Annotated in this window: 21 protein-coding genes and 1 riboswitch; of the genes, 12 read left to right on the forward strand and 9 right to left on the reverse strand. The window is 33.4% G+C overall.

What is annotated here, in order from left to right:
- Positions 1–146 precede the first annotated feature (146 nt).
- Positions 147–1,463, forward strand: a complete 1,317-nt coding sequence (locus tag AMQ68_RS23705; RefSeq protein WP_054513084.1) for a T9SS type A sorting domain-containing protein — start codon at positions 147–149, stop codon at positions 1,461–1,463.
- A 92-nt stretch (positions 1,464–1,555) separates the two neighbouring features.
- Here AMQ68_RS23705 and AMQ68_RS23710 read toward each other — a convergent pair whose 3' ends face one another.
- From AMQ68_RS23710 to AMQ68_RS23740, 7 genes are all read right to left on the reverse strand, one after another.
- Complete coding sequence (locus tag AMQ68_RS23710; RefSeq protein WP_054513262.1) at positions 1,556–1,900, reverse strand: barstar family protein; 345 nt, start codon at positions 1,898–1,900, stop codon at positions 1,556–1,558.
- Positions 1,897–2,514: a matrixin family metalloprotease gene (locus tag AMQ68_RS23715; protein WP_160318010.1), complete on the reverse strand. Its 618-nt coding sequence runs from the start codon at positions 2,512–2,514 to the stop codon at positions 1,897–1,899. Before AMQ68_RS23715 ends, AMQ68_RS23710 begins: the two co-directional genes overlap by 4 nt.
- Positions 2,501–3,013, reverse strand: a complete 513-nt coding sequence (locus AMQ68_RS23720) for a ribonuclease domain-containing protein (protein ID WP_054513086.1) — start codon at positions 3,011–3,013, stop codon at positions 2,501–2,503. The genes AMQ68_RS23715 and AMQ68_RS23720 overlap by 14 nt, the downstream gene beginning before the upstream one ends.
- A gap of 92 nt (positions 3,014–3,105) precedes the next feature.
- Complete coding sequence (gene nadE / locus AMQ68_RS23725) at positions 3,106–3,900, reverse strand: NAD(+) synthase (RefSeq protein WP_054513087.1); 795 nt, start codon at positions 3,898–3,900, stop codon at positions 3,106–3,108.
- Between the two features lie 13 nt (positions 3,901–3,913).
- Positions 3,914–4,441 (reverse strand): GNAT family N-acetyltransferase, encoded by a 528-nt coding sequence (locus AMQ68_RS23730; RefSeq protein ID WP_054513088.1) that lies wholly within the window; start codon positions 4,439–4,441, stop codon positions 3,914–3,916.
- Positions 4,438–4,971: a GNAT family N-acetyltransferase gene (locus AMQ68_RS23735; RefSeq protein WP_054513089.1), complete on the reverse strand. Its 534-nt coding sequence runs from the start codon at positions 4,969–4,971 to the stop codon at positions 4,438–4,440. The genes AMQ68_RS23730 and AMQ68_RS23735 overlap by 4 nt, the downstream gene beginning before the upstream one ends.
- A gap of 63 nt (positions 4,972–5,034) precedes the next feature.
- Positions 5,035–5,673, reverse strand: coding sequence for a hypothetical protein (locus AMQ68_RS23740; RefSeq protein ID WP_054513090.1), 639 nt, complete (start codon positions 5,671–5,673; stop codon positions 5,035–5,037).
- Between the two features lie 52 nt (positions 5,674–5,725).
- Here AMQ68_RS23740 and AMQ68_RS23745 point away from each other — a divergent pair, with 52 nt between their 5' ends.
- The 11 genes from AMQ68_RS23745 (at position 5,726) to AMQ68_RS23795 (ending at position 16,346) form a co-directional block, all read left to right on the forward strand.
- The gene (locus AMQ68_RS23745) at positions 5,726–6,709 is read left to right on the forward strand and encodes a gliding motility protein GldB (protein ID WP_082384290.1); all 984 of its coding nucleotides are present in this window, start codon (positions 5,726–5,728) and stop codon (positions 6,707–6,709) included.
- 90 nt (positions 6,710–6,799) lie between these two features.
- Positions 6,800–7,126 (forward strand): gliding motility protein GldC, encoded by a 327-nt coding sequence (gene gldC / locus AMQ68_RS23750; protein WP_054513091.1) that lies wholly within the window; start codon positions 6,800–6,802, stop codon positions 7,124–7,126.
- Positions 7,127–7,234: 108 nt separating this feature from the next.
- Positions 7,235–8,374, forward strand: coding sequence for a cystathionine gamma-synthase (locus AMQ68_RS23755; RefSeq protein ID WP_054513092.1), 1,140 nt, complete (start codon positions 7,235–7,237; stop codon positions 8,372–8,374).
- 139 nt (positions 8,375–8,513) lie between these two features.
- A complete protein-coding gene (locus tag AMQ68_RS23760; RefSeq protein ID WP_054513264.1) occupies positions 8,514–8,993 on the forward strand; it encodes a nuclear transport factor 2 family protein in 480 nt (159 codons plus the stop codon).
- A gap of 5 nt (positions 8,994–8,998) precedes the next feature.
- Positions 8,999–9,451: a GNAT family N-acetyltransferase gene (locus AMQ68_RS23765; protein WP_054513093.1), complete on the forward strand. Its 453-nt coding sequence runs from the start codon at positions 8,999–9,001 to the stop codon at positions 9,449–9,451.
- A 59-nt stretch (positions 9,452–9,510) separates the two neighbouring features.
- Positions 9,511–10,014 carry a DinB family protein gene (locus tag AMQ68_RS23770; RefSeq protein WP_054513094.1) on the forward strand — a complete coding sequence of 168 codons (504 nt, stop codon included), beginning with the start codon at positions 9,511–9,513 and terminating at the stop codon, positions 10,012–10,014.
- Complete coding sequence (locus AMQ68_RS23775) at positions 10,014–10,613, forward strand: hypothetical protein (RefSeq protein WP_054513095.1); 600 nt, start codon at positions 10,014–10,016, stop codon at positions 10,611–10,613. The genes AMQ68_RS23770 and AMQ68_RS23775 overlap by 1 nt, the downstream gene beginning before the upstream one ends.
- Before the next feature lie 30 nt (positions 10,614–10,643).
- Entirely contained in the window at positions 10,644–11,192 is a 549-nt protein-coding gene (locus AMQ68_RS23780) for an L-threonylcarbamoyladenylate synthase (protein WP_054513096.1), read from the forward strand.
- 183 nt (positions 11,193–11,375) lie between these two features.
- Complete coding sequence (locus AMQ68_RS23785) at positions 11,376–12,797, forward strand: CCA tRNA nucleotidyltransferase (protein WP_054513097.1); 1,422 nt, start codon at positions 11,376–11,378, stop codon at positions 12,795–12,797.
- 182 nt (positions 12,798–12,979) lie between these two features.
- Entirely contained in the window at positions 12,980–14,020 is a 1,041-nt protein-coding gene (locus AMQ68_RS23790) for a hypothetical protein (protein ID WP_123905776.1), read from the forward strand.
- On the forward strand, positions 13,980–16,346 hold the full coding sequence (locus AMQ68_RS23795) for a hypothetical protein (RefSeq protein ID WP_054513099.1): 2,367 nt from the start codon (positions 13,980–13,982) through the stop codon (positions 16,344–16,346). The genes AMQ68_RS23790 and AMQ68_RS23795 overlap by 41 nt, the downstream gene beginning before the upstream one ends.
- Positions 16,347–16,441: 95 nt before the next feature.
- Here AMQ68_RS23795 and AMQ68_RS23800 read toward each other — a convergent pair whose 3' ends face one another.
- Both AMQ68_RS23800 and AMQ68_RS23805 read right to left on the reverse strand, forming a co-directional pair.
- On the reverse strand, positions 16,442–17,497 hold the full coding sequence (locus AMQ68_RS23800) for a DUF5074 domain-containing protein (protein WP_054513100.1): 1,056 nt from the start codon (positions 17,495–17,497) through the stop codon (positions 16,442–16,444).
- Positions 17,498–17,510: 13 nt separating this feature from the next.
- A complete protein-coding gene (locus AMQ68_RS23805) occupies positions 17,511–19,340 on the reverse strand; it encodes a TonB-dependent siderophore receptor (RefSeq protein WP_054513101.1) in 1,830 nt (609 codons plus the stop codon).
- A 33-nt stretch (positions 19,341–19,373) separates the two neighbouring features.
- Positions 19,374–19,553, reverse strand: a riboswitch (cobalamin riboswitch).
- Positions 19,554–19,787: the final 234 nt, after the last annotated feature.

Below are 19,787 nucleotides of genomic sequence, written 5' to 3' on the forward strand. Positions count from 1 at the left end.
ATAGATTTTTTGTATATGTTTGTTTTTTAGAGAATTAAATATTTAGTTCTTTCGAAATTCACGAATTCTGTAAGTCAATTTTTTTTCAATGAGTAAATATAATATTAATATTGCTTCCACCAATTCAAAATATTAATACAAAGAATATGAAAAAGTTTTACACAATTTCAGTGAGAGCATTATGTGCCTGTTGTTTGTTAGGATTCTCGGTAGCTGATGCTCAGCTTTCCGTGATGGGAGTAGGTTTTTATAGCGTAGGGGGTGTTTCTGATAATGGGGTCGTAAGTATGGACACCAGCGGCGGAGATATTTTTAAATGGGATGCTCAGAATGGTTTGTTTCAGATCGGAAGCTTAACAAATGGCTATCCTTCGTCAGGAAGAACGGTAATTTCCAATAACGGAACAAAGATTGGTTCTTCAGCGACGAATGCCACAACGAGCTTTAACGAAATTTCAACTTATGATGTGGCAACTTCTACCTGGGTAAATCAGGGCGGACTTGTTCCTACAGGATGGGACGGAAGTGTAAGCTCAACATGGGGAATGACGCCTAATGCCAATACAATTGTCGGACTGGGCTGGGTGAATGGAGCCACTGCACATGCGGTAAAATGGGATGCTCAGAATGGAGTCGTAGATCTTGGAAGTATGGTTCCAGGAAGTAGCTCAAGAGCCAATGCGGTGAATACAGATGGAACCGTAGTCGTAGGATGGCAAGACGAGTATGACGGAACCAGAAGCGGTGCAAAATGGGTCAATGGAATAGAAAGTTATATCACTGATAATAATGGTAATAATGTAGGCGAAGCGGGTGCTGTCTCAGCAGATGGAAATACGATTATTGGTGAAGAGGTACCGAACCCTTACGTTTGGAACAGTACTTCAGGACTTACTTACATCACACATCCTAATTCCTCTTTCTTCTTCAGTGGAAGCGCGACAGGTATATCAGCTAACGGACAAACAGTTATTGGTTTTTTTAGACCTTTCTCTGGACCGCCAATGGCTGGAGAAGGATTTATATGGACTCAGGCAGGAGGGCGTATAAATTTAAATGATTATGCTACGTCGGTAGGTATCAATACACTGGGTGTTACGATGTCTCTTCCGCTAGCCATATCTCAGGATGGAACAAAGATAGCAGGAATAGGAATGAATGCCAATAATGAGGTGGTGGCGTTCTATCTTCAATTGCCGGCGGAGATTCTTGCGACTCATGATGCAGTAAAAAATAAAACGAATGGATCAATTTATCCTAATCCTGTAAAAGATATTCTTTACATCAAAGGGATTGATAAAATTGAGAAAGCAGAAATATACAATATGGTCGGTCAAAAAGTAATATCATTAAATTCCGTAAAAGATCAGGTTGACGTAGCATCCTTATCTCGAGGAAATTATATATTACAAATTTTTGTGAAAGGGGAAGTTTCACAAAGTTATAAATTCATTAAGCAGTAAGTAAAGTAAAAATTGGACACTTAAAATGACTGACCAAAAAACTCGCAGATTTTTCTGCGAGTTTTGTTTTTATGTAATGCTACTGATTTTAATTACTTCTGATCGTCATTTTCTTTTTCATCATGACTTTCTTCTTCCTCAGTTTCCTCATCATCCCCTTCATATTGTTCCAGATAATAACTAAAAGTAAACTCTTCTGATGATTCTTCTTCGATCTCTTCTAAGGTTGTTAATAGATCTTCAAAGCTTTCAAGCTGATCTACGGTCATGTTTACAAATTCGATGTGAAAAGGCATTTCCAATTCCCCTGTGATTACATCAGAAAGAGCGTCCAGGTTATTCCCGAAATGCTCAGGAAGAGCAATCTTTTCTTTTAATTGTGCGTAAAAATCTTCATCGTCACCAATATCGGTGAAATCTATATATATTGTCTTCATATTGAATTGAATTTCCAGTTTTTGTTTGTTAAAAAAGTCTTGCATTGATTGCAAAAGTCTGTTTCCTCGTTAGTTGGGTTTTTACCTTCCGCATCTCTCATAAAACACATTTTTTCAGGACAGTGCTTTAATCCTTGTGTATGACCAAGCTCATGGATGGCTATTTTGAAAAACTGCTCGTCTTGGTTTTCTTTATTTAGTCTGAATTTTGATGCAACACAGGCTTTTCCGGGTCTGTAACCTAATCCCATTATCCCGAAATCTTTTGTTTTTCCCTTGGTTACGCTTATATCTTTTGATGTTAAACCTATTGTTACAAAGCCCTCTTTTGTTCTTGTATTTAAAAATTTAATAATAGAATCTGCCCTGTAGCGGTTTCTTTCTTTATAGTAAGCATTTGAGGGAAAGTCTATGGCATCCAAAACTTTTACATTTGGATAAACCTTTTTTATCTCCTCAGTTATAAATTCTACATTTTCAGGTTTAAGATCTTTAAAAGGCTGAATTAATATCACCATCGGTTTATTTTCCTTTATTACTTTCTGTTGCTTTTCAGAACATGAAACGATAAAGGTTAAACAGAATGCGAGTAAATAAAAACTACTGCTTTTCAAAACTCTTATAATGGTTTTTGGTAAGATAAACATCTCCGGATTTGGTAAATATAATTCGATCCGAATTTCTGTTTCCACAACTGTAGTTTACATCAGCTTCAAAATATTTATCATCTTGTGGCAGGCTTCCTTCTCTGTTGTTGAATTTATCTCCACCAATTGCTTTTCCGGGTAATACCTCACAAAGATTTCCTTTTGACGGGTTCCAGCCTTGTTTTCTGGCTTCGTTTTTTGTGATATAATAGTCAGGAAGTTGATGGTTTTGTTTTACATAACTAATGACTGTTTTATCTTTCGTTAATTCATCAATAGGCTGCTGATTTGAAGATGTACCAACCGAATTTTGATGGTCTGCACTGCCATAAGTAACGGTTTCTGTTTTTACAGCATTTGAATTGCCTTTTTTATCGGCGATAAAATTATTGTAAATGTACATGGCAGACATCCCAAAAAGAAGTCCTAAGCAGATAAAAAATAAAGATCTTATTTTACTATTCATAGCAATAATATATTAAGGTAAGACTTTATCAATTTATTAATTTAACAATGAAGCAATCATCGGTAAACTGTTAGATTGATACATTGGTAAATTTACTCACTTCTCCATTCCTCCGGAATATCACAAACCGGGATAGGATCCATTTTATGTTTGGCCGCTTTGTGCATTCTGTCGAAAATTAAAAATACTTCTTTATCGCGACCTTCATAATCCTCCGCAGTTTTTGTTCCGTATTCTTTTTGAATTTTTTCTAATTCGGGATAGCTTGCTCCAATTTGTTGCTCATCCGTTCTGTCAACATCCCAAAGTCCGTCGGTAGGGATGGCTTCCTGAATATTTTTAACCAAATTTAAAGATTTTGCCAATGTGTAAACTTCCGTTTTATAAAGATCGGCAATAGGAGAGACGTCAACGCCGCCATCACCATATTTGGTGTAGAAACCAATTCCGAAATCCTCAACTTTATTTCCTGTTCCACACACTAAAAGGCCATTCAGTTGGCCATAATAATACAACGTAAGCATTCTTAGACGAGATCTGGTGTTGGCAAAAGCCAGTTTTTCGTTGGGATAAAGATCATCGTGTACATCAAAGCTTTTATATAATTCTTCAAAAGCAGGGGTTAAATTCACAGACATTGTTTCTACATTAGGGAATCTTGATTTTAAATCATTCATGTGTTCCCAAGCGCGGTTTACCTGATCTTCTTTTTGACGAATCGGCATTTCAATTAACAACGTTTTTAATCCCGTCATTGCTGCCAACGTAGATACAACACCAGAGTCAACGCCTCCTGAAACTCCTAATACATATCCGTTTACATTTGCTTTTGTAGCATAATCTTTTAGCCAGCTTACAATATGATCTGTTACTTTTTGTGTCTGCATTATTTATATTTTTTTAGTCTATTCCAAATTCTTTAGGGTATTTTACTACGCCATTTATATTTTCTAATCCGTTTTCTGTTAATGCTATAGCCATTCCGTTTTCTTCGGGAATATCAAACGGAAAAGAAATTCCAAAATTAGTGGTTTTTTCGTATCCAAACTTAGGATAATAGTTTTCATGGCCAATTAATATTACGGAGGTATAGCCTAAATCTTTCGCAAGGGTATGTCCGTAATTAATCAGCAATCCGCCAATTCCTTTATTCTGAAACTCAGGAAGTACGGAAACAGGTGCTAAGGCCAATGATTCAAAAGATGTTGAGTCATTTTCTATTGTAATTTTTGTGAATAAAATATGCCCAACAATTTCACCATCTATTTCGGCAACAATTGATAATTCGGGAATAAAAGCATCAGATTTTCTTAATTTTTCCACTAAGAAATGCTCTTGATGATCGCTATATTCAGCCTCTTTGAACGTTTTTTCAATGACTTCAAAAACCTTTTGACGGTCTTTTTCTTCTTCCTGTCTTAAAATCATGATTTTGAACTGTATTTTTCGCGTTGTAATTCGTACCAAAAACACACTCCGTCAGGTTCCATAAATTCACCTGTTCTTTCAAAGCCCAGTTTCTGTAAAATATGATTTGAACCATCATTTTCAGAATGAGCCATGGCATAAATTACATCTGTACCAATGTCATTGAAACCATAATGTAAAGAGGCTTTTGCAGCTTCCATAGCGTAACCTTTACCCCAATACTCAGGTAGATAGCGATATCCTAGTTCATAGACATTCTTATATCCATTAATAGCTTCGGTTAAAAATTTCAACCCATTCCAGCCAATTAATAAATTACTTTCTTTTTCAATGACCGCAAATCTTCCAACACCATTCTCAGCATATTGTTTTTGAATAAACTGAATCATCTTTTTTGAATCACTAACGTCTTTTACAACGGGTACGCCAATGTATTTCATCACTTCAGGATCAGAATCCAAAAGAAACAAACGTTCATAATCGGTATCTTCAAGTTTTCTTAATACGAGTCTTTCAGTTTCTATTTTCATGGTTGTATATTAAATAGTAAAATGGAGTATGGTAAAATCTGTATCTAAGGGTTTAACGTCTGTTTATTCTTCGAATCCGAAAATAGTAACATCTGTTTTCATTCCTTTTCTTATATCCGCTTCTTTCATTTTATTTCCTGCTAAATTTAAGGTTTGTAGCTCTTTATTTAGAGAGATATCCAGTTTTTGAAGCTGATTATGTTCGAGATTTAATTTTTTTAAATATTTAAGCGAGCTTAAATCAATTGTTTTTAATTTATTTAAAGATATTGTTAATTGATTAATTCTTGGTGCCAGCCTAAACGAAATGTTTTCAATAGCATTGTTGTCTAGATATAAGGACATTAATTTGGGGAGATTATCTGCCTCGAATTTTGAGATCTTACATCCTGTGCATGAAAATAGCTCCAGCTTATTCAGGCTTTTTATCGATGCATTGGGAATGGCGTTGTCATCTAAAACAATTGTTGTTGCATTTCGAAAAAAGGGAAGATCATCCGTTAAGGTTATCCCTTTATTTACTAAAAACAGGTTGGTAATGCCTTCTGCTTCGAATTTACTGATGGCATTGTCTTTATTCATATCAAAATTTTCTATCACTGCTTTTTCAAGATTCTTGTCCTTAAAACTAAGGTTTTGGCTAAAGAAAATGCCTGATGTGAAGCTTAATATTACTGTTATAAATATTTTATTTTTCATCATTTGGTTGTGTTTAAATCCGTATTTTTGTAAACTTAAATTTCATGTAAAAATAATGAAGATTTTTAGAACTATTGCACTTTCTTTACTCTTAGTTTTGGGTTTGAATTCTTGTAACAAAGATTCTCAGAACCAATGGAATGTAGAAGTGAAAAATCCTGCCGAAAAGGTTGAAATTACTGATATTTCAAAAGCATTGTATGATCCGAATGTAAGTTTAGATCAATTTAAAGCTCAATATCCTTGGTTTCAGGGAACGGTTTCAGATGCAGATTTCGGAAAAAGAAGAGCCGATGCCGGAGAAATAAAACTCTATAAAGAAGCCATTGGGAAAATTGATCAGGCTAAGCTTCAAAAAGAGCTTCAGGATCTGTTTTCACATATCAAATATTACTTTCCTCAATTTAAAAGCCCGAAAGTATATTTGTTTTCATCGGCCTTGCAGATGGTTCAGGATCCTATTTTCTATGATGAAAAAGGAAATCTTCTGTTCATAGATGTTACAGGTTTTATGGGAGATGGAAATGCAAACTACAAAGGCTTGGAACTGTATTTTCAAAAATCAATGAATCCTCAGAATATTGTACCGAAAGTGTCGCAGATCTTTGCTGAAAGTATGGTTAAAGAATCTCCTGATCACCAAAAATTTATTGATCAGATTATGCTTAACGGAAAAATAATGATTCTTCAGGATGCATTTTTACCCAATTTTCCGGACTATCTGAAAATGAATTACACCAAAAAACAATATGACTGGACGCTGGCGAATGAAGCAAACATCTGGAATTATTTTGTTGAAAACAACTTGATTTTTGGAGATGATCACCGATTGGTAGAGCGTTTTATTGCTCCGGGACCGTTCTCTAAATTTTATACAGATATAGACAACGAGTCTTCACCACAAGTGGGGATTTTTGCAGGATGGCAGGTTTGTAAAGCCTATTTTAAAGAAAAGCCTGATACAAAGCTTGTAGATTTCCTGAAAATGGATGCTACAACCATTTTTAATCAGTCAGGATATAAGCCGAAAGTTAAATAAGGCTGGAACTTAGAAATTAGAAGTTGTGCGAAAAGCGATAAGCAAAAAGCCAACAGCAAAAAATAAAATTATTAGAATAAATAGAAAGTTATGAGAAAGACTCAAATTACGATAGACGTTGAATTAGATGAAAACCACATTCCGGAACTCATCACTTGGAATGCAGAAGATGGAGGTGTTGAAAAGGAAGATACGAAGGCAACGATGATTTCCGTTTGGGATGATAAAAAGATGGAAGCTTTAAGAATTGATCTTTGGACAAAAGAAATGCCGGTAGATCAAATGAAAATGTTTATCCACCAGATCTTGGTTTCTCTTGGGAGTACTTACCAGAGAGCAACAGGAGAGGAGGATGTAGCAGAATGGATCGAGCAGATCGCAGAAGAATTTGCGATAAAATCTGCTATAAAAATGTAAGAACGCTTTTGGCTTTCTTGCTAAAAGCACAAAGTAAATAATAATAAAGTTTTGGCAGGTTAGTTGTAAAGCTAAAGGCCAAAAGCAATAAACTAAAAGCAAAATATTATGAATTTTAATACAAAAGTTATTCACGGAGGGCAACATCACGAATCTGCAACGGGTTCTGTGAATGTTCCTGTATTTTTAACATCTACATTCGCACAAAAAAGTCCTGGAGTACATTCAGGATATGAATATTCAAGAGCGGCAAACCCTACAAGACAGGCGTTGGAAGACTCTTTGGCAAGCATTGAAAACGGGGCGAGAGGATTGGCTTTCGGATCTGGTTTGGCGGCAATCGACTGTGTTTTAAAATTATTAAACCCAGGCGATGAGGTTATTGCAGTAGATGATTTATATGGTGGAACATACAGAATGTTTACCAGACTTTTTGAAAAATATCAATTGAAATTTACGTTCGTTAATTTTGATGATGCTTCAAAAATTGTTGACGTTATTACAGATAAAACAAAACTGATCTGGATTGAAACACCAACCAATCCATTGATGAAATTGGTAGATATCAAGGCTGTTGTAGAAATTGCAAAAGGAAAAAACATTTTAGTTGCTGTTGATAATACTTTCGCAACCCCTTACCTACAAAGACCAATTGATTTGGGAGCTGATATCGTAATGCATTCTGCAACGAAATATTTAGGAGGTCACTCTGATGTTATCGCTGGTGCATTGATCGCTAAAGATGCTGAATTAGGAGATCAACTTCACTTCATCCAGTTTGCAAGCGGTGGGATTTTAGGACCACACGATTCTTATTTGGTATTGAGAGGGATTAAAACATTGGCATTAAGAGTTCAGAGACATTCAGAAAACGGAATGGCTGTCGCGAAATACCTTGAATCTCATCCTGCCGTAGATAAAGTAATTTATCCGGGATTAGAATCTCACCCACAATATGAATTGGCAAAAGCTCAAATGAAAGATTTTGGAGGGATGGTTTCTTTCACTTTCAAATCAGGTAAAAAAGAAGATGCCGTTAAGTTTTTAGAAAAAGTGAGAGTTTTCACGTTGGCAGAATCTTTAGGTGGAGTAGAATCTTTGGCTAATCACCCGGCATTGATGACTCACGCTTCTATTCCTGCTGAAAAACGTGCTGAATTAGGTATTACTGATGATTTGGTTCGTTTAAGCGTTGGAATTGAAGATGCTGAAGATCTTATCGCAGATTTAGAAAAAGCTTTTTCTTAATATAGATTTTGAATATTCCGTTTTGTCATTCTGAATGTAGCGGAGCGTAATGAAGAATCTACTTTAAAGAAGTAGGGATTCTTCCTTCGTCAGAATGACAAAGTGTGAAAAAAATAAAATTAATTATAAAATAAAAATAATGAGAAAGATTCAGATTTTAGTGCTGTTAATTTTAAGTCAGATTGCATATTCTCAGGTTAAACCAACCGATGAGTTGTATAAAACGGCAAAGAAATTAGACAGTTTGATATTCGATATCGGATTTAACAAATGTGATCTTTCTCATTATCCTTCTATTGTGAGTGATGATTTAGAATTTTATCACGATAAAGGTGGCATTACTTCAGGTGAAAAAGCTTTCACTGCTTCAATCAGGAATAATATTTGTGGCGGACCCAACAAAGTAAAACGTGAATTGGTTCCCAGCAGCATGAAAGTTTATCCTTTGTACAAGGATAATGTTTTGTATGCTTTTATTGAAGAAGGTGAACATGATTTTGCTGAATTGAATAATGGAAAGTGGAACAAAGGAAGCCGTGCAAAATTTACGATTCTATGGATTTTGGATGGCAAAGACTGGAAAATGAAAAGAGTTCTAAGCTACGATCATCACTTATAAGTAAGATGAAAAATACAAGAAAAGCTACCATTCAGGATTTGGCTCAATTGGCTGAATTGTTTGATCAATACAGAATTTTTTATCATAAAGAATCTGATATTTCTGCTGCTGAAAATTTCCTCAAAGAAAGAATCGAGAATAAAGATTCCGAAATTTTTGTTGCTGAAAATGGAGGGAAGTTAGTTGGTTTTGTTCAATTATTTCCTATATTTTCTTCTACTAGAATGAAACGGTATTGGCTGTTGAATGATTTATATGTCAACGATAATTACCGTGGAAAAGGCTATTCAAAAGAATTAATTGAAGAAGCAAAGCAATTAGCAAAATCTACCGAAGCTTGTGGAGTTCTCTTAGAAACAGGGAAATCAAACGACATCGGAAATCAATTATATCCGGCTTGCGGTTTTGAATTGTATGATTCTGTTAACTTCTACGAATGGACGAACAAAGAATCGTGAATTGTCAATTGTAAATTTTAAAAATTACTCATTAGCAATTACTTATTACCTATATTACCATGATTGATTTTCAAAAATATATTCAACGATATTTAGATCATATTCCTTCCGAAAATTGGTTGGGAGAATTAAAGATTTCCGGAGAAAAAACAATAGCTATTTATTCAAAACTTTCAGAAGAGCAATCTCATTTCGCTTACGATGAAGGAAAGTGGACGTTGAAAGAATTACTTCTCCATTTATCAGATACTGAAAGGATTTTTCAATATAGAATTTTAGCTTTTGCAAGAGGCGATAACAATGAACTTCCAGGTTTTGATGAGGAACTGTATGCTAACAATTCTTTTGCTAACGAAAGAAGTTTAGAATCTTTGTTAGAAGAATATAAATTGATCAGAAAGTCTTCTCAAATTTTATTGGAAACATTGAATTCATTAGTTTTAAATAATACAGGAAGAGCCAACGGAAACGAAATCTCTGTAGAAACCATCGGGAAATTAATTATTGGCCATAATATTCATCATTTGAATATTATTGAGGAAAGGTATTTGCCGAAGTTGTAATGCGAATATTAAAGAATTTAGAAATTGAAGAAAGTATTTCTTCAAAGAAATTAATGTTTGAAGAAAGTTGGTGGGAGAAGTTTGATACGTTTACAAACTATTTTATGTTTCTGGCATTAATCGTACCATCAATATTAGCTTTGGGATCAGTGAAATCTTCTGCTAATAGTGATTTAGAATATCTTCTATGTGGTTCTGGGTTATTTTTTGGATTGTATGGATTTTACTGCAAATTCACTGAAAAAGATTTAAAGGAAATAAAGTTTAATATTCATAAAGAAGATGCTAAGCAAAGAATTCTTGAATATGGAAACAAAAATAATTATCGAGTCTCTAAAATTTCAAATAATTTAATATTCTTAAATGAACCGACTAGTGGCTATACTTTGGGTAATTACGAAAAAACAATAATGATTTTCTTTAAAAATGAATCTATTCTTTATACTTTAATTAAGGAGAGTGCACGGTTAAATGTTCCGGTTTTATTTTCTCAGCATATTATTCGAATAGATTTAAAGAAAATATTAAAAAAGACAAATAAGCAAACAAAAAATATAAATAAAAGAAATGGTTTTAGCTCATTTTTTTTAAAAGACTGATTGTATCAAGGTCTAAATTTCTTATTTATTATGGAAAACATCATCAACATATTAAAATCAGGTGGAACCATCCTTTATCCAACAGATACGATCTGGGGAATTGGGTGTGACGCAACAAACATAGAGGCCATCAATAAAATTTTTGACATCAAGAAGCGTGAAAAAAACAAATCAATGATCATTTTAGTGGAAACTGAAAAGAGATTACAGGATTTGGTAGACGTTCCGGAAATGGCTTGGGAAATCATGGATTTAAGTGAAAAACCTGTAACGCTAGTTTATGAAAATCCGAAAGGATTACCGAAAGAATTATTGGCTGAAGATGGAAGCATCGGAATTCGTTTGGTGAAAAATGATTTTTGTAAAAAATTAATTACAAAATTAAACCGCCCTTTGGTATCCACTTCAGCAAATTTCAGTGGAGATAAAAGCCCGTTACAATTTTCGGATATTTCAAAAGAAATTATTGATTTGGTGGATTATACGGTGGAAGAAAACAGAGAAAAAGTTTCTCAATATTCGGGTTCATCTGTGATAAAAATCTGGAGCGATAACAGAATAAAAGTTCTACGAGAATAAAAGAAAAGATTTTAATTATCTTTGCAAAATAATTCAACCATTAAGGCATTAAGAATATTGAGTGTAAAGCTTAATCCCCTTAATTCTTTAGTGGTTTTACATTAGATAAATAAAGGGAGTTATTGAAAACTCTGTTATAGATCTAATAGATCAAGTCTAAATTCTAACATCTACATAATAAACATGTTCATTAATCTTAATCAAAATAAAAATCTAAAACTTTTCAAAATAATCTCTGAAGTCGCGGACAAAAATAATCAGTCGGTATATATTGTCGGAGGATATGTTAGGGACCTTTTGATGAAAAGAAAAGCTTCAACGGATATTGATTTTGTTACGGAACAAAGTGGAATTGAGCTTGCGGAAAGTGTGGGGAAAGAAATAGATCCTAAAATGAAAGTTTCTGTTTTCAAAACGTATGGAACAGCGATGATCAGGTACAAAGATCTGGAACTTGAATTTGTAGGTGCCAGAAAAGAAAGCTACACCGAAAATAGTCGTAAACCAGAAGTAGAAGGTGGTACTTTGGAAGATGACCAGAAGAGAAGAGATTTTACCATTAATGCGATGGCAATCTCTTTAAACAAAGATAATTTCGGTGAATTGATCGATCCTTTCAATGGTGTTGAAGATCTGGAAAAAGGAATTTTAAGAACACCTTTAGAGCCCGCACAAACATATTCTGACGATCCATTGAGGATGATGAGAGCGGTACGTTTTGCATCAACATTGAATTTTAAAATTGAAGAACATTCTTTAAAAGCGATAAAGCAGGAAGCGGAGCGAATTAAAATTGTTTCGATGGAAAGAATCATGGTTGAGTTTAATAAAATCATGCTTTCTGAAAAACCATCGATCGGATTGAGATTGATGGAAGAAACAGGATTAATGAAGCTGATTATTCCTGAATTAATTGAACTAAAAGGAATAGAAGAGGTAGAAGGACAGACTCATAAGGACAACTTTTACCACACGTTGGAAGTGTTAGATAACATTTCTTTACATACGGATAATCTTTGGCTGCGTTGGTCTGCATTGCTTCACGATATAGGAAAAGCTCCGACAAAAAAATTCGTTGAAGGAACAGGCTGGACTTTCCATGGACACGAATTTTTGGGTTCAAAAATGGTAAAAACAATGTTTCAGAAATTGAAATTACCTTTAGGTCCAGATATGAAGTATGTTCAGAAAATGGTAAAGCTTTCATCCCGTCCTATCGCTTTGATTACAGATGATGCTTCAGATTCTGCATTAAGAAGATTGTTGTTCGATGCTGGTGAAGATATGGAGGATTTATTTACGCTTTGTAAGGCCGATATAACGACAAAAAACTCTAGGAAACAGGAGCGATTCAAAAAGAATTTTGAATACGTTGCCATTAAGATAAAAGAGGTTGAGGAAAAAGATCACGTAAGAAATTTCCAGCCACCCATTTCAGGAGAAGAGATCATGGCAATGTTTAACCTTAAACCAGGACGTGAAATCGGAATTTTAAAGGAAAAAGTAAAAGAAGCCATCTTGGAAGGCGAAATTTTAAATGATAAAGAAGAAGCTACAAAATTTGTGATCACCGAGGCAGAGAAATTAGGATTAACTTTAGCGTAAACACTAAATTTTAAATAAAGACATAAAGCAATGGATTGTATCTGTTGCTTTTTATTTTGCCATAAAACAAAATTATAACAAATCTTAAATTTTGTTAATTAAATCTTAAAATTGCATGAGTTTTGTTATTATATTTGTTGAAGGTTTTAGTGTTAAATTGTCGAATTTTTAAAAACTGATTAGTGAAAAAGATACTATTATTTCTGTCATTTCTTTTGTTTGTTTTATCCTGTGAAAATAAAATAGAAAAGGTTGATCGTGCTTTTTATTATTGGAAAACAGATGGATACTCCATATCAAATAAAGAAAGTCAAATTTTAAAAGATCAGAATGTAAAGAAGCTCTACATTAAATATTTTGAAGTAGATTTTACGGAAGCGATGGGAAATTATCCTGTTTCAAAAACGGATCTCAGAATTTCTTCTTATTCTGATGAAAATAGTATGATCAACTGCGAAATTATTCCAACAGTTTACATCAAGAATATTGTTTTCAAAAAAAGTACTGAAAAAGATTTAGACAAGCTCGCAGACGACGTAAATTTCCTTATTAATAAATTTTCAAAAGAAAAATTTAATTCTAGGGTAGTTTCCGAAATTCAGATCGATTGTGATTGGACAGCTTCTACTAAAGACAAATATTTTTATTTCCTTAAAAAATTAAAACCTCTTACTCAGAAAGAAATTTCCTGTACACTAAGGTTGTATCCTTACAAATATCCAGATAAGATGGGAGTTCCTCCGGTTGATAAAGTAATCTTGATGTGTTATAATCTGATTAACCCTTTAGAAGATGATTCTAAAAATTCTATTTTGGATCTTAATGAGCTTAAAAGTTATTTGAATACTCGAAAGAAATATCCTCTTCATCTGGATGTAGCGCTTCCTTTATATTCGTGGATGCAGATTTATCAGAACAATCAGTTTAGCGGAGTTTTGTACAACGGAAATGAAATTAAAAAATATCTGAAACCTATAAAACCGCTTTGGTATGAAGTGACAAAAGATACGGTGATTGATTATAAAAATTATTTGAGAGTAGGAGACAAAATAAAATATGAAGAAATAACGACTTCTCAAATAGATCAGGCTATTGCAATTATTAAGAAAAATGTAAAGTTTGATAAAGAAATTACCGTAACACTTTTCCATTTAGACGAGAATCAATTAAAAAACTACACAGATGCGGAAATTAGTCATTTTTACAACGATTTTACTAAGTAATATTCTTTTGGCGTGTGGTTTCTATCCTTACGGAGAAGATGTGCGATTTTCTTTCCTCAACCCAGATTATTTTTCTTATCATAAATACAATTCGTTTTATTATTCGTCTTTAAGTTTTGGGGATCAATCTTATTATTCTGATCATAAAATGGATGATTCTCAGAATGAAGAACTTTGGAGGAAATACTGCAGCAATAAGGTTTCTATAGAAGATATTACTGTGGTTCTATGGAATTACAGTTTCTCAGATATTAATCCCAATAGTGCTAATTCCTTTCTTCAATATTTACTTAAAACTAAAGATATTGAAGCTGTTAATTATTTGAAATTTGCTAAAAACTGTGAATATTTTAACACTTGGCAGGATGATCCATGGGAAAGAAATGAAAATACAGTGATTGTCAGCAGAACAAAGATGCTAAATAAAGGAATTGCTTTAGCTACGTCTGCAAAACAATTAGAAATCAAAAAAAGATATGCGTTTTTAGCGATTCGTCTGGCTTTTTACAATCATGATATGAAGCAGATTAATAAAGTGTATGGCCAATATTTTTCGACGGACAGATCTGATGATATTGTTGATACTTGGGCTTTGTATTTTAAAGCAATTGCAGAAAATAATCAGGCTCTTAAAAATATTTATTTTGCTAATGTTTTTGCAAAATGTCCTGAAAAATGTTTTGTTTCCTGGCAATATTTTGATTCCAAAGTACCTGAAAATGAAGTATTGAATTATGCTAAAAATAATACAGAAAAAGCCAACGTTTTACTTCTTTATGGAATTTATAATTCTGGTAAAAATATAGATAACTTAAAACAGATCTATACGTATAATCCACATTCTGAAGGATTAGGCTTTTTGCTTGCAAGGGAGATCAATAAATTGGAAGATTGGATTTATACACCCTATTATACCTTATTTGATCCCTCAATGGGATCTCCGGGATATGGTCTGGAAAGTACTTCGGAAAGTGAGTCTGTTCAAAAGGTTTTAAAAAGATCCGACTTCGACAGGAAATATGCGGCTGAAGTATTGGAATTTATTAATTATGTAGATATTTCTAAAGTTAACAATCCTGATTTCTGGAAGTTTGCAAAAGCTGAACTTTTATTAATGACAAAAAATTATAAAGAAAGTTTACTGCAAATTTCACAGTTAGAAAACACGTTGTCTAAAGATTTGAAAATGCGAAATAATTTGGAACAGATCAAAGTTTTGGATCTTTTTGCTAATCAGGATTACGGAAATGCGATGATCCTTGAAGCGGCGAAGGAAATTATTATTAAAAATAAAACCAATAAACGGTTCATTTTTGCTTTGGGCAGAGAATTGGAATATCTTGGCAATACAGATGATGCGGCACTTTTATATGCTTCATTAGATTATTCAGCTTCTGAAAATGATTACTTGTCTAACAATTTTGTGTACTATAAATCTTTAAAAAATGGCAACAAAACATATGGTGATTATTTTGCAGAATCTTTTAATTATTTGGATGCAGTTTATACTCCTGAGGAATTATTGAGTTTCATCAAAAAAGCTCAACGTTTAGAAGAAAAAACGGATTCTTTTTCGCAGAATTTTAAATTGGAAAAATCTTCTTTTCAAAAGTTATATGATTTGCTGGGTACAAAATATGTGAGACAGAATAAGCTTAATTTAGCATTGAATGCATTTCAAAAACCTGGTGAAGAGTATTATAATATCCAATATTCTCTTTGGGAAAGGAATGATAAAACCAGTTATGATTATGGAAATGTAATATTTGATGAAAATCCATTTTTTCATTTAAAATATACTCCGGATTTTATTCCTGAGAAGGAGCAATTCAGATTAAATAAAATTTCAATTACCAAAAAACTGATGGAATATATCAGTAAAGCTAACAACCCGAAAGAAAATGACCGTGATTATTATTACTTTTTAGTTGCTAATTGTTACTACAATATGTCTCAATATGGAAATGTTTGGATGATGAGAAGGTATTCAATAAGTTCAAGTAGTAATTTTTCGGTTCGTGAAGATAATGAAGAGTTTAATTCTTCTCATCTTGCCAGATTTTATTACGGAAAAGCGTTGGAAAATGCTAAAACAGATAAATTTAAAGCTTTGTGTCTTAGGATGCAAGGCAGATGCGAAAACAACAGACTTGATTTTGAACAGCAGAAAAATGGAACTTATCTTTCCTATTCGGACAGCTATATTGATGAGAGATTGGAGAAGAATGAATATTACCGGAAATTGAGGGAAAAATATCCTGATCAATATGATGACATGATGAGTAATTGTGATTTTTTCACTTCTTATTTTAAAGCCAGAAGATAAAAAAAATCCGAGCGGTTTCGAAGAAACCGCTCGGATAAAAACACAAATGATGAAAAAAAATAAAAATTTATATATAATACGCCGTAGCGTAAATCTTAGTTTTTAAAGAATCCACTTGTTCCGATTCCTGCAGTGAAAGTTTTAAGTAAAGATCCACTAGTAGCATTGTATACATTCACTTTGCTGTCAGCTGTGAAACTTGCATCTGATGCGAAAATTCTACCGTCAATTACGTTAAATCCATATAGATTTCCTGGCGTAGTAACAATAGGAGCCGTTGGAACAGTAGTAGAACCTACAGTCATAGAATAAATTTTGTTGCTTGCGTTAGCAAAATAAAATTTGTTATTATCAGCTCTTAATTTTTGAACCTGAGGAATTGCTGTAAGCGTTGTTGTTGTATATGTTCCTGCTGTAGAATTGATCTTATAGATATAAGAATTTGTATTGTCAGAAGCTAATACGTAAGCATCACCATTGTAAGAAATCATATCTCTGATGATTCCAACAGTTGGAAGCGTTATCGTTTTGTCAACTGTATTCGTTGAAGGCTTTACAGTGGTAATGGTATATCCTGTTGGTAAAGCGTTGTAAGGAGGATTTGCTTCATACGTTATACCATCAGTTTGTACAATAATAGTTCCGCTAGCTTCAACAACTTTTTCAGCATATCTGTCAAAAGTGATACTTTTTACAAAAGTATTGTCCTTATTATATACATTAAGTTTTGTAGCACCAGAAAGATTGTTGGTCACATAATATTGGTTTCCTGAAAAAGCAATATATCTTGGACCTTGAAGATTAGTTGTTACAGTAGCCTGTTGTTTGAAAGTATATCTGTTAACAATATCAATTTTATTCGGTACGTTTGAAACCAAATAGGCATTACCATCACTAAAACCAATAGTTTGTAATACATTCCCTAAGATTTCTTTATTCTTTCCTGAATAAATTTTATTCGCAACTAATGATAAGTCATCAGTAACAAAAGAAACTTCTGCTGTTGGAGTTGTAAATCCACCTTCGTTCATAATAAGAATACCTTTGTCGTACGTAGTTTCTACAACTTCCTCGGTGCTGTCGGTAGTACAAGAGGTCGTGAAAAGTAATGTTGCAGCAAATGCAAGAGATAAAATTTTTCTAATATTCATTATATTTAATTATTTAAAAATTGATATTCAAATTCACACTATAATTTCTTTTTGGTAAAGGATAAAATGCCATTGTATAATAGATTTGGTTGAATATATTATTGACTTTAAAACCAATCGTGTAATTTTTAAGTAATGTTGCGGAAACTCCTGAATTCATCACAAAATAAGGGTCTAGAGCATCACTTCTCTTTTCATTAGTATCTGTATAGGTCAATCCGTTGAACATTCCCTGAACATATACTCTCATGAAATCATATTGGTAATCAATATTTCCAAAGATTTTATGAAAAGGAACATACATCAGTTGTTTCTGAGTTTCAAGATTGGTAGATTTCGTATAAGAATATCCTAGAGTTGATCTTAGTGTATGTTTTCCAGATTTTTTTTCATATTCGATTTGAGATTCAATGCCATAGGATTCAACTTTATAAGTGTTAATGGGCGAATAATATCCTAAAGAAGTAGGTAGCCATTGAATCATATCATGAATGTTCATGTAATATGGGGTTACCGAAAGTTTGACATCTGCAATTTTAAACTGATTTCTCAACTCAAATTGATAAGATGTTTCTGGTTTTAGATTAATATTTCCTCCAGGTTGCCAATATAGGTCATTAAATGAAGGGAATCTGAAGTTTTTCGAAATACTCAAGTTTAAATTATACCAGTTTGTAGCATCCCATTTCCCTGAAAATGAAAATAATACTGGTGAACTTATATTTTGTATAAAATCTTTTTTGACTCCTGCTTCAAAGCGTAAATCTTTTGTTGCAAAATAACGGATCAATCCACTCACAGATCCTACATTTCTACTTACATGGTCGATTCCCGATCCATAGCCTTCCCCTTTATTTACCTGAAATTCACTAATTAAATTGAAATTCAGCTTTGGAACGATAAAATAATTAAAATCATTTTTAAGAATATAATTTTTTCCTGTTCCTCCACTTGTTTTTGGTTTATCGATATCACCGAAATATTGGAAGTTTTCTTCTGTATAGGCTGCTTTAAATGAGTTACTGAATTTGGTTTTGTTCCAGTCCCATGAAATCAGGCTGCGAATATTTTGAGTTTCATATTTTGTTTTGTCCTGGCTTTCAAAAAAAATCGGATAATGCTGAGATCCATTATAAAATTCTGAGATCCATGAAATTTGATGATGGGGAGCTATTTTGTAAGCTGCTGCAAAATTAAAATTGGTATTGCTGTATTTTCCGTTTCTGTTGATATAGTTTCTGGCTTCTTCTACTTGGTAGTTATTTTCACTTTGGGTTTGGTGTCCAGAAGCTTTAAAACTAAACTTATCATTACTGTATGAAGCTTTAGCGAAATTATTATAGGTATTAAAAGAAGCTACTTCTGAAAATAAAGAAGTATGAAAACCTCTGTTAAAACTCATGTCATTATTCAGGTGAATACTTCCTCCAATTGCCCCACTGCCATAGATTACACTTCCGCCACCGGCTTTTACGTCAATCTGATCAAAGCCCCAATAGGAAATATTATTCACATCCCCCTGCCCCAGAAAATTAGAATTAATATTAATTCCGTTCCATACAAAAGCAGTCTGTTGCGCTGTAGTCCCTCTGAAAGAAGGTGAAGAAACGGCTCCACGGCCATTTTCTTTAATGTACATCGGAGATTGAAAACGCAAAAGTTCAGAAAGGTTGGTTGAGTTTTTTTCTACGTCTTGAGGAGTAATGGTAGTAACCTGATGAAAAAGTTTTACTTTACTCATTTGGTTATCAAAAACATAAACGGTATCAATTACTTTCTCTTGCGAAAAAAGAAAACAACCGTAAGACGAAAAAAACAGTACTAAAGATCTTTTTATATCCATTTCTATTTTACTTTTCCTCCGAAAGCAAGCTATTTTTTAAATTATAATTTTGGCAGGTCTCCTGACTTTCGCTTTCTACACCTTCCCGTTTTCACAGTGGTTTTTGTTGTAGAAATTTGAGTTGCGATTTACAGTTGCGGGGACAGTTTGGGGGTTTCACCCAATTCCCTTTTCATTCCAAATACACTGGAAACCAAAATTTTCCCAAAGATAAGTTTTTAGATTGATTAGACAAAAAAGAAAAAACGAACTTAAATGAAAGGTTATTTTTGAAGCTATTTCCCGCTATCCACTCATACTTCTCGCGCCAGCCATGCCAACGCTAAAATCCTCCAGCCCTCCAATTTTCTTGCTGTGGGGTAACCGTTGCTATCTGGGCTAGGGTAGTATACACTGTGACTTCGAGGTCCTCAGTCACCAGGTACTTTTGGGATATTGCGAACCGAA

Origin of the sequence: Chryseobacterium sp. ERMR1:04, from assembly GCF_001297705.1 — a bacterium.
Lineage (GTDB): Bacteria > Bacteroidota > Bacteroidia > Flavobacteriales > Weeksellaceae > Chryseobacterium.

Excerpts from the sequence above, each read along its gene's own strand:
- AMQ68_RS23705 (WP_054513084.1), top strand. The coding sequence starts at position 147 with ATGAAAAAGTTTTACACAATTTCAGTGAGAGCATTATGTGCCTGTTGT.
- AMQ68_RS23710 (WP_054513262.1), bottom strand. The coding sequence starts at position 1,900 with ATGAAGACAATATATATAGATTTCACCGATATTGGTGACGATGAAGAT.
- AMQ68_RS23720 (WP_054513086.1), bottom strand. The coding sequence starts at position 3,013 with ATGAATAGTAAAATAAGATCTTTATTTTTTATCTGCTTAGGACTTCTT.
- nadE (WP_054513087.1), bottom strand. The coding sequence starts at position 3,900 with ATGCAGACACAAAAAGTAACAGATCATATTGTAAGCTGGCTAAAAGAT.
- AMQ68_RS23730 (WP_054513088.1), bottom strand. The coding sequence starts at position 4,441 with ATGATTTTAAGACAGGAAGAAGAAAAAGACCGTCAAAAGGTTTTTGAA.
- AMQ68_RS23735 (WP_054513089.1), bottom strand. The coding sequence starts at position 4,971 with ATGAAAATAGAAACTGAAAGACTCGTATTAAGAAAACTTGAAGATACC.
- AMQ68_RS23740 (WP_054513090.1), bottom strand. The coding sequence starts at position 5,673 with ATGATGAAAAATAAAATATTTATAACAGTAATATTAAGCTTCACATCA.
- AMQ68_RS23745 (WP_082384290.1), top strand. The coding sequence starts at position 5,726 with ATGAAGATTTTTAGAACTATTGCACTTTCTTTACTCTTAGTTTTGGGT.
- gldC (WP_054513091.1), top strand. The coding sequence starts at position 6,800 with ATGAGAAAGACTCAAATTACGATAGACGTTGAATTAGATGAAAACCAC.
- AMQ68_RS23755 (WP_054513092.1), top strand. The coding sequence starts at position 7,235 with ATGAATTTTAATACAAAAGTTATTCACGGAGGGCAACATCACGAATCT.
- AMQ68_RS23760 (WP_054513264.1), top strand. The coding sequence starts at position 8,514 with ATGAGAAAGATTCAGATTTTAGTGCTGTTAATTTTAAGTCAGATTGCA.
- AMQ68_RS23765 (WP_054513093.1), top strand. The coding sequence starts at position 8,999 with ATGAAAAATACAAGAAAAGCTACCATTCAGGATTTGGCTCAATTGGCT.
- AMQ68_RS23770 (WP_054513094.1), top strand. The coding sequence starts at position 9,511 with ATGATTGATTTTCAAAAATATATTCAACGATATTTAGATCATATTCCT.
- AMQ68_RS23775 (WP_054513095.1), top strand. The coding sequence starts at position 10,014 with ATGCGAATATTAAAGAATTTAGAAATTGAAGAAAGTATTTCTTCAAAG.
- AMQ68_RS23780 (WP_054513096.1), top strand. The coding sequence starts at position 10,644 with ATGGAAAACATCATCAACATATTAAAATCAGGTGGAACCATCCTTTAT.
- AMQ68_RS23785 (WP_054513097.1), top strand. The coding sequence starts at position 11,376 with ATGTTCATTAATCTTAATCAAAATAAAAATCTAAAACTTTTCAAAATA.
- AMQ68_RS23795 (WP_054513099.1), top strand. The coding sequence starts at position 13,980 with ATGCGGAAATTAGTCATTTTTACAACGATTTTACTAAGTAATATTCTT.
- AMQ68_RS23800 (WP_054513100.1), bottom strand. The coding sequence starts at position 17,497 with ATGAATATTAGAAAAATTTTATCTCTTGCATTTGCTGCAACATTACTT.
- AMQ68_RS23805 (WP_054513101.1), bottom strand. The coding sequence starts at position 19,340 with ATGGATATAAAAAGATCTTTAGTACTGTTTTTTTCGTCTTACGGTTGT.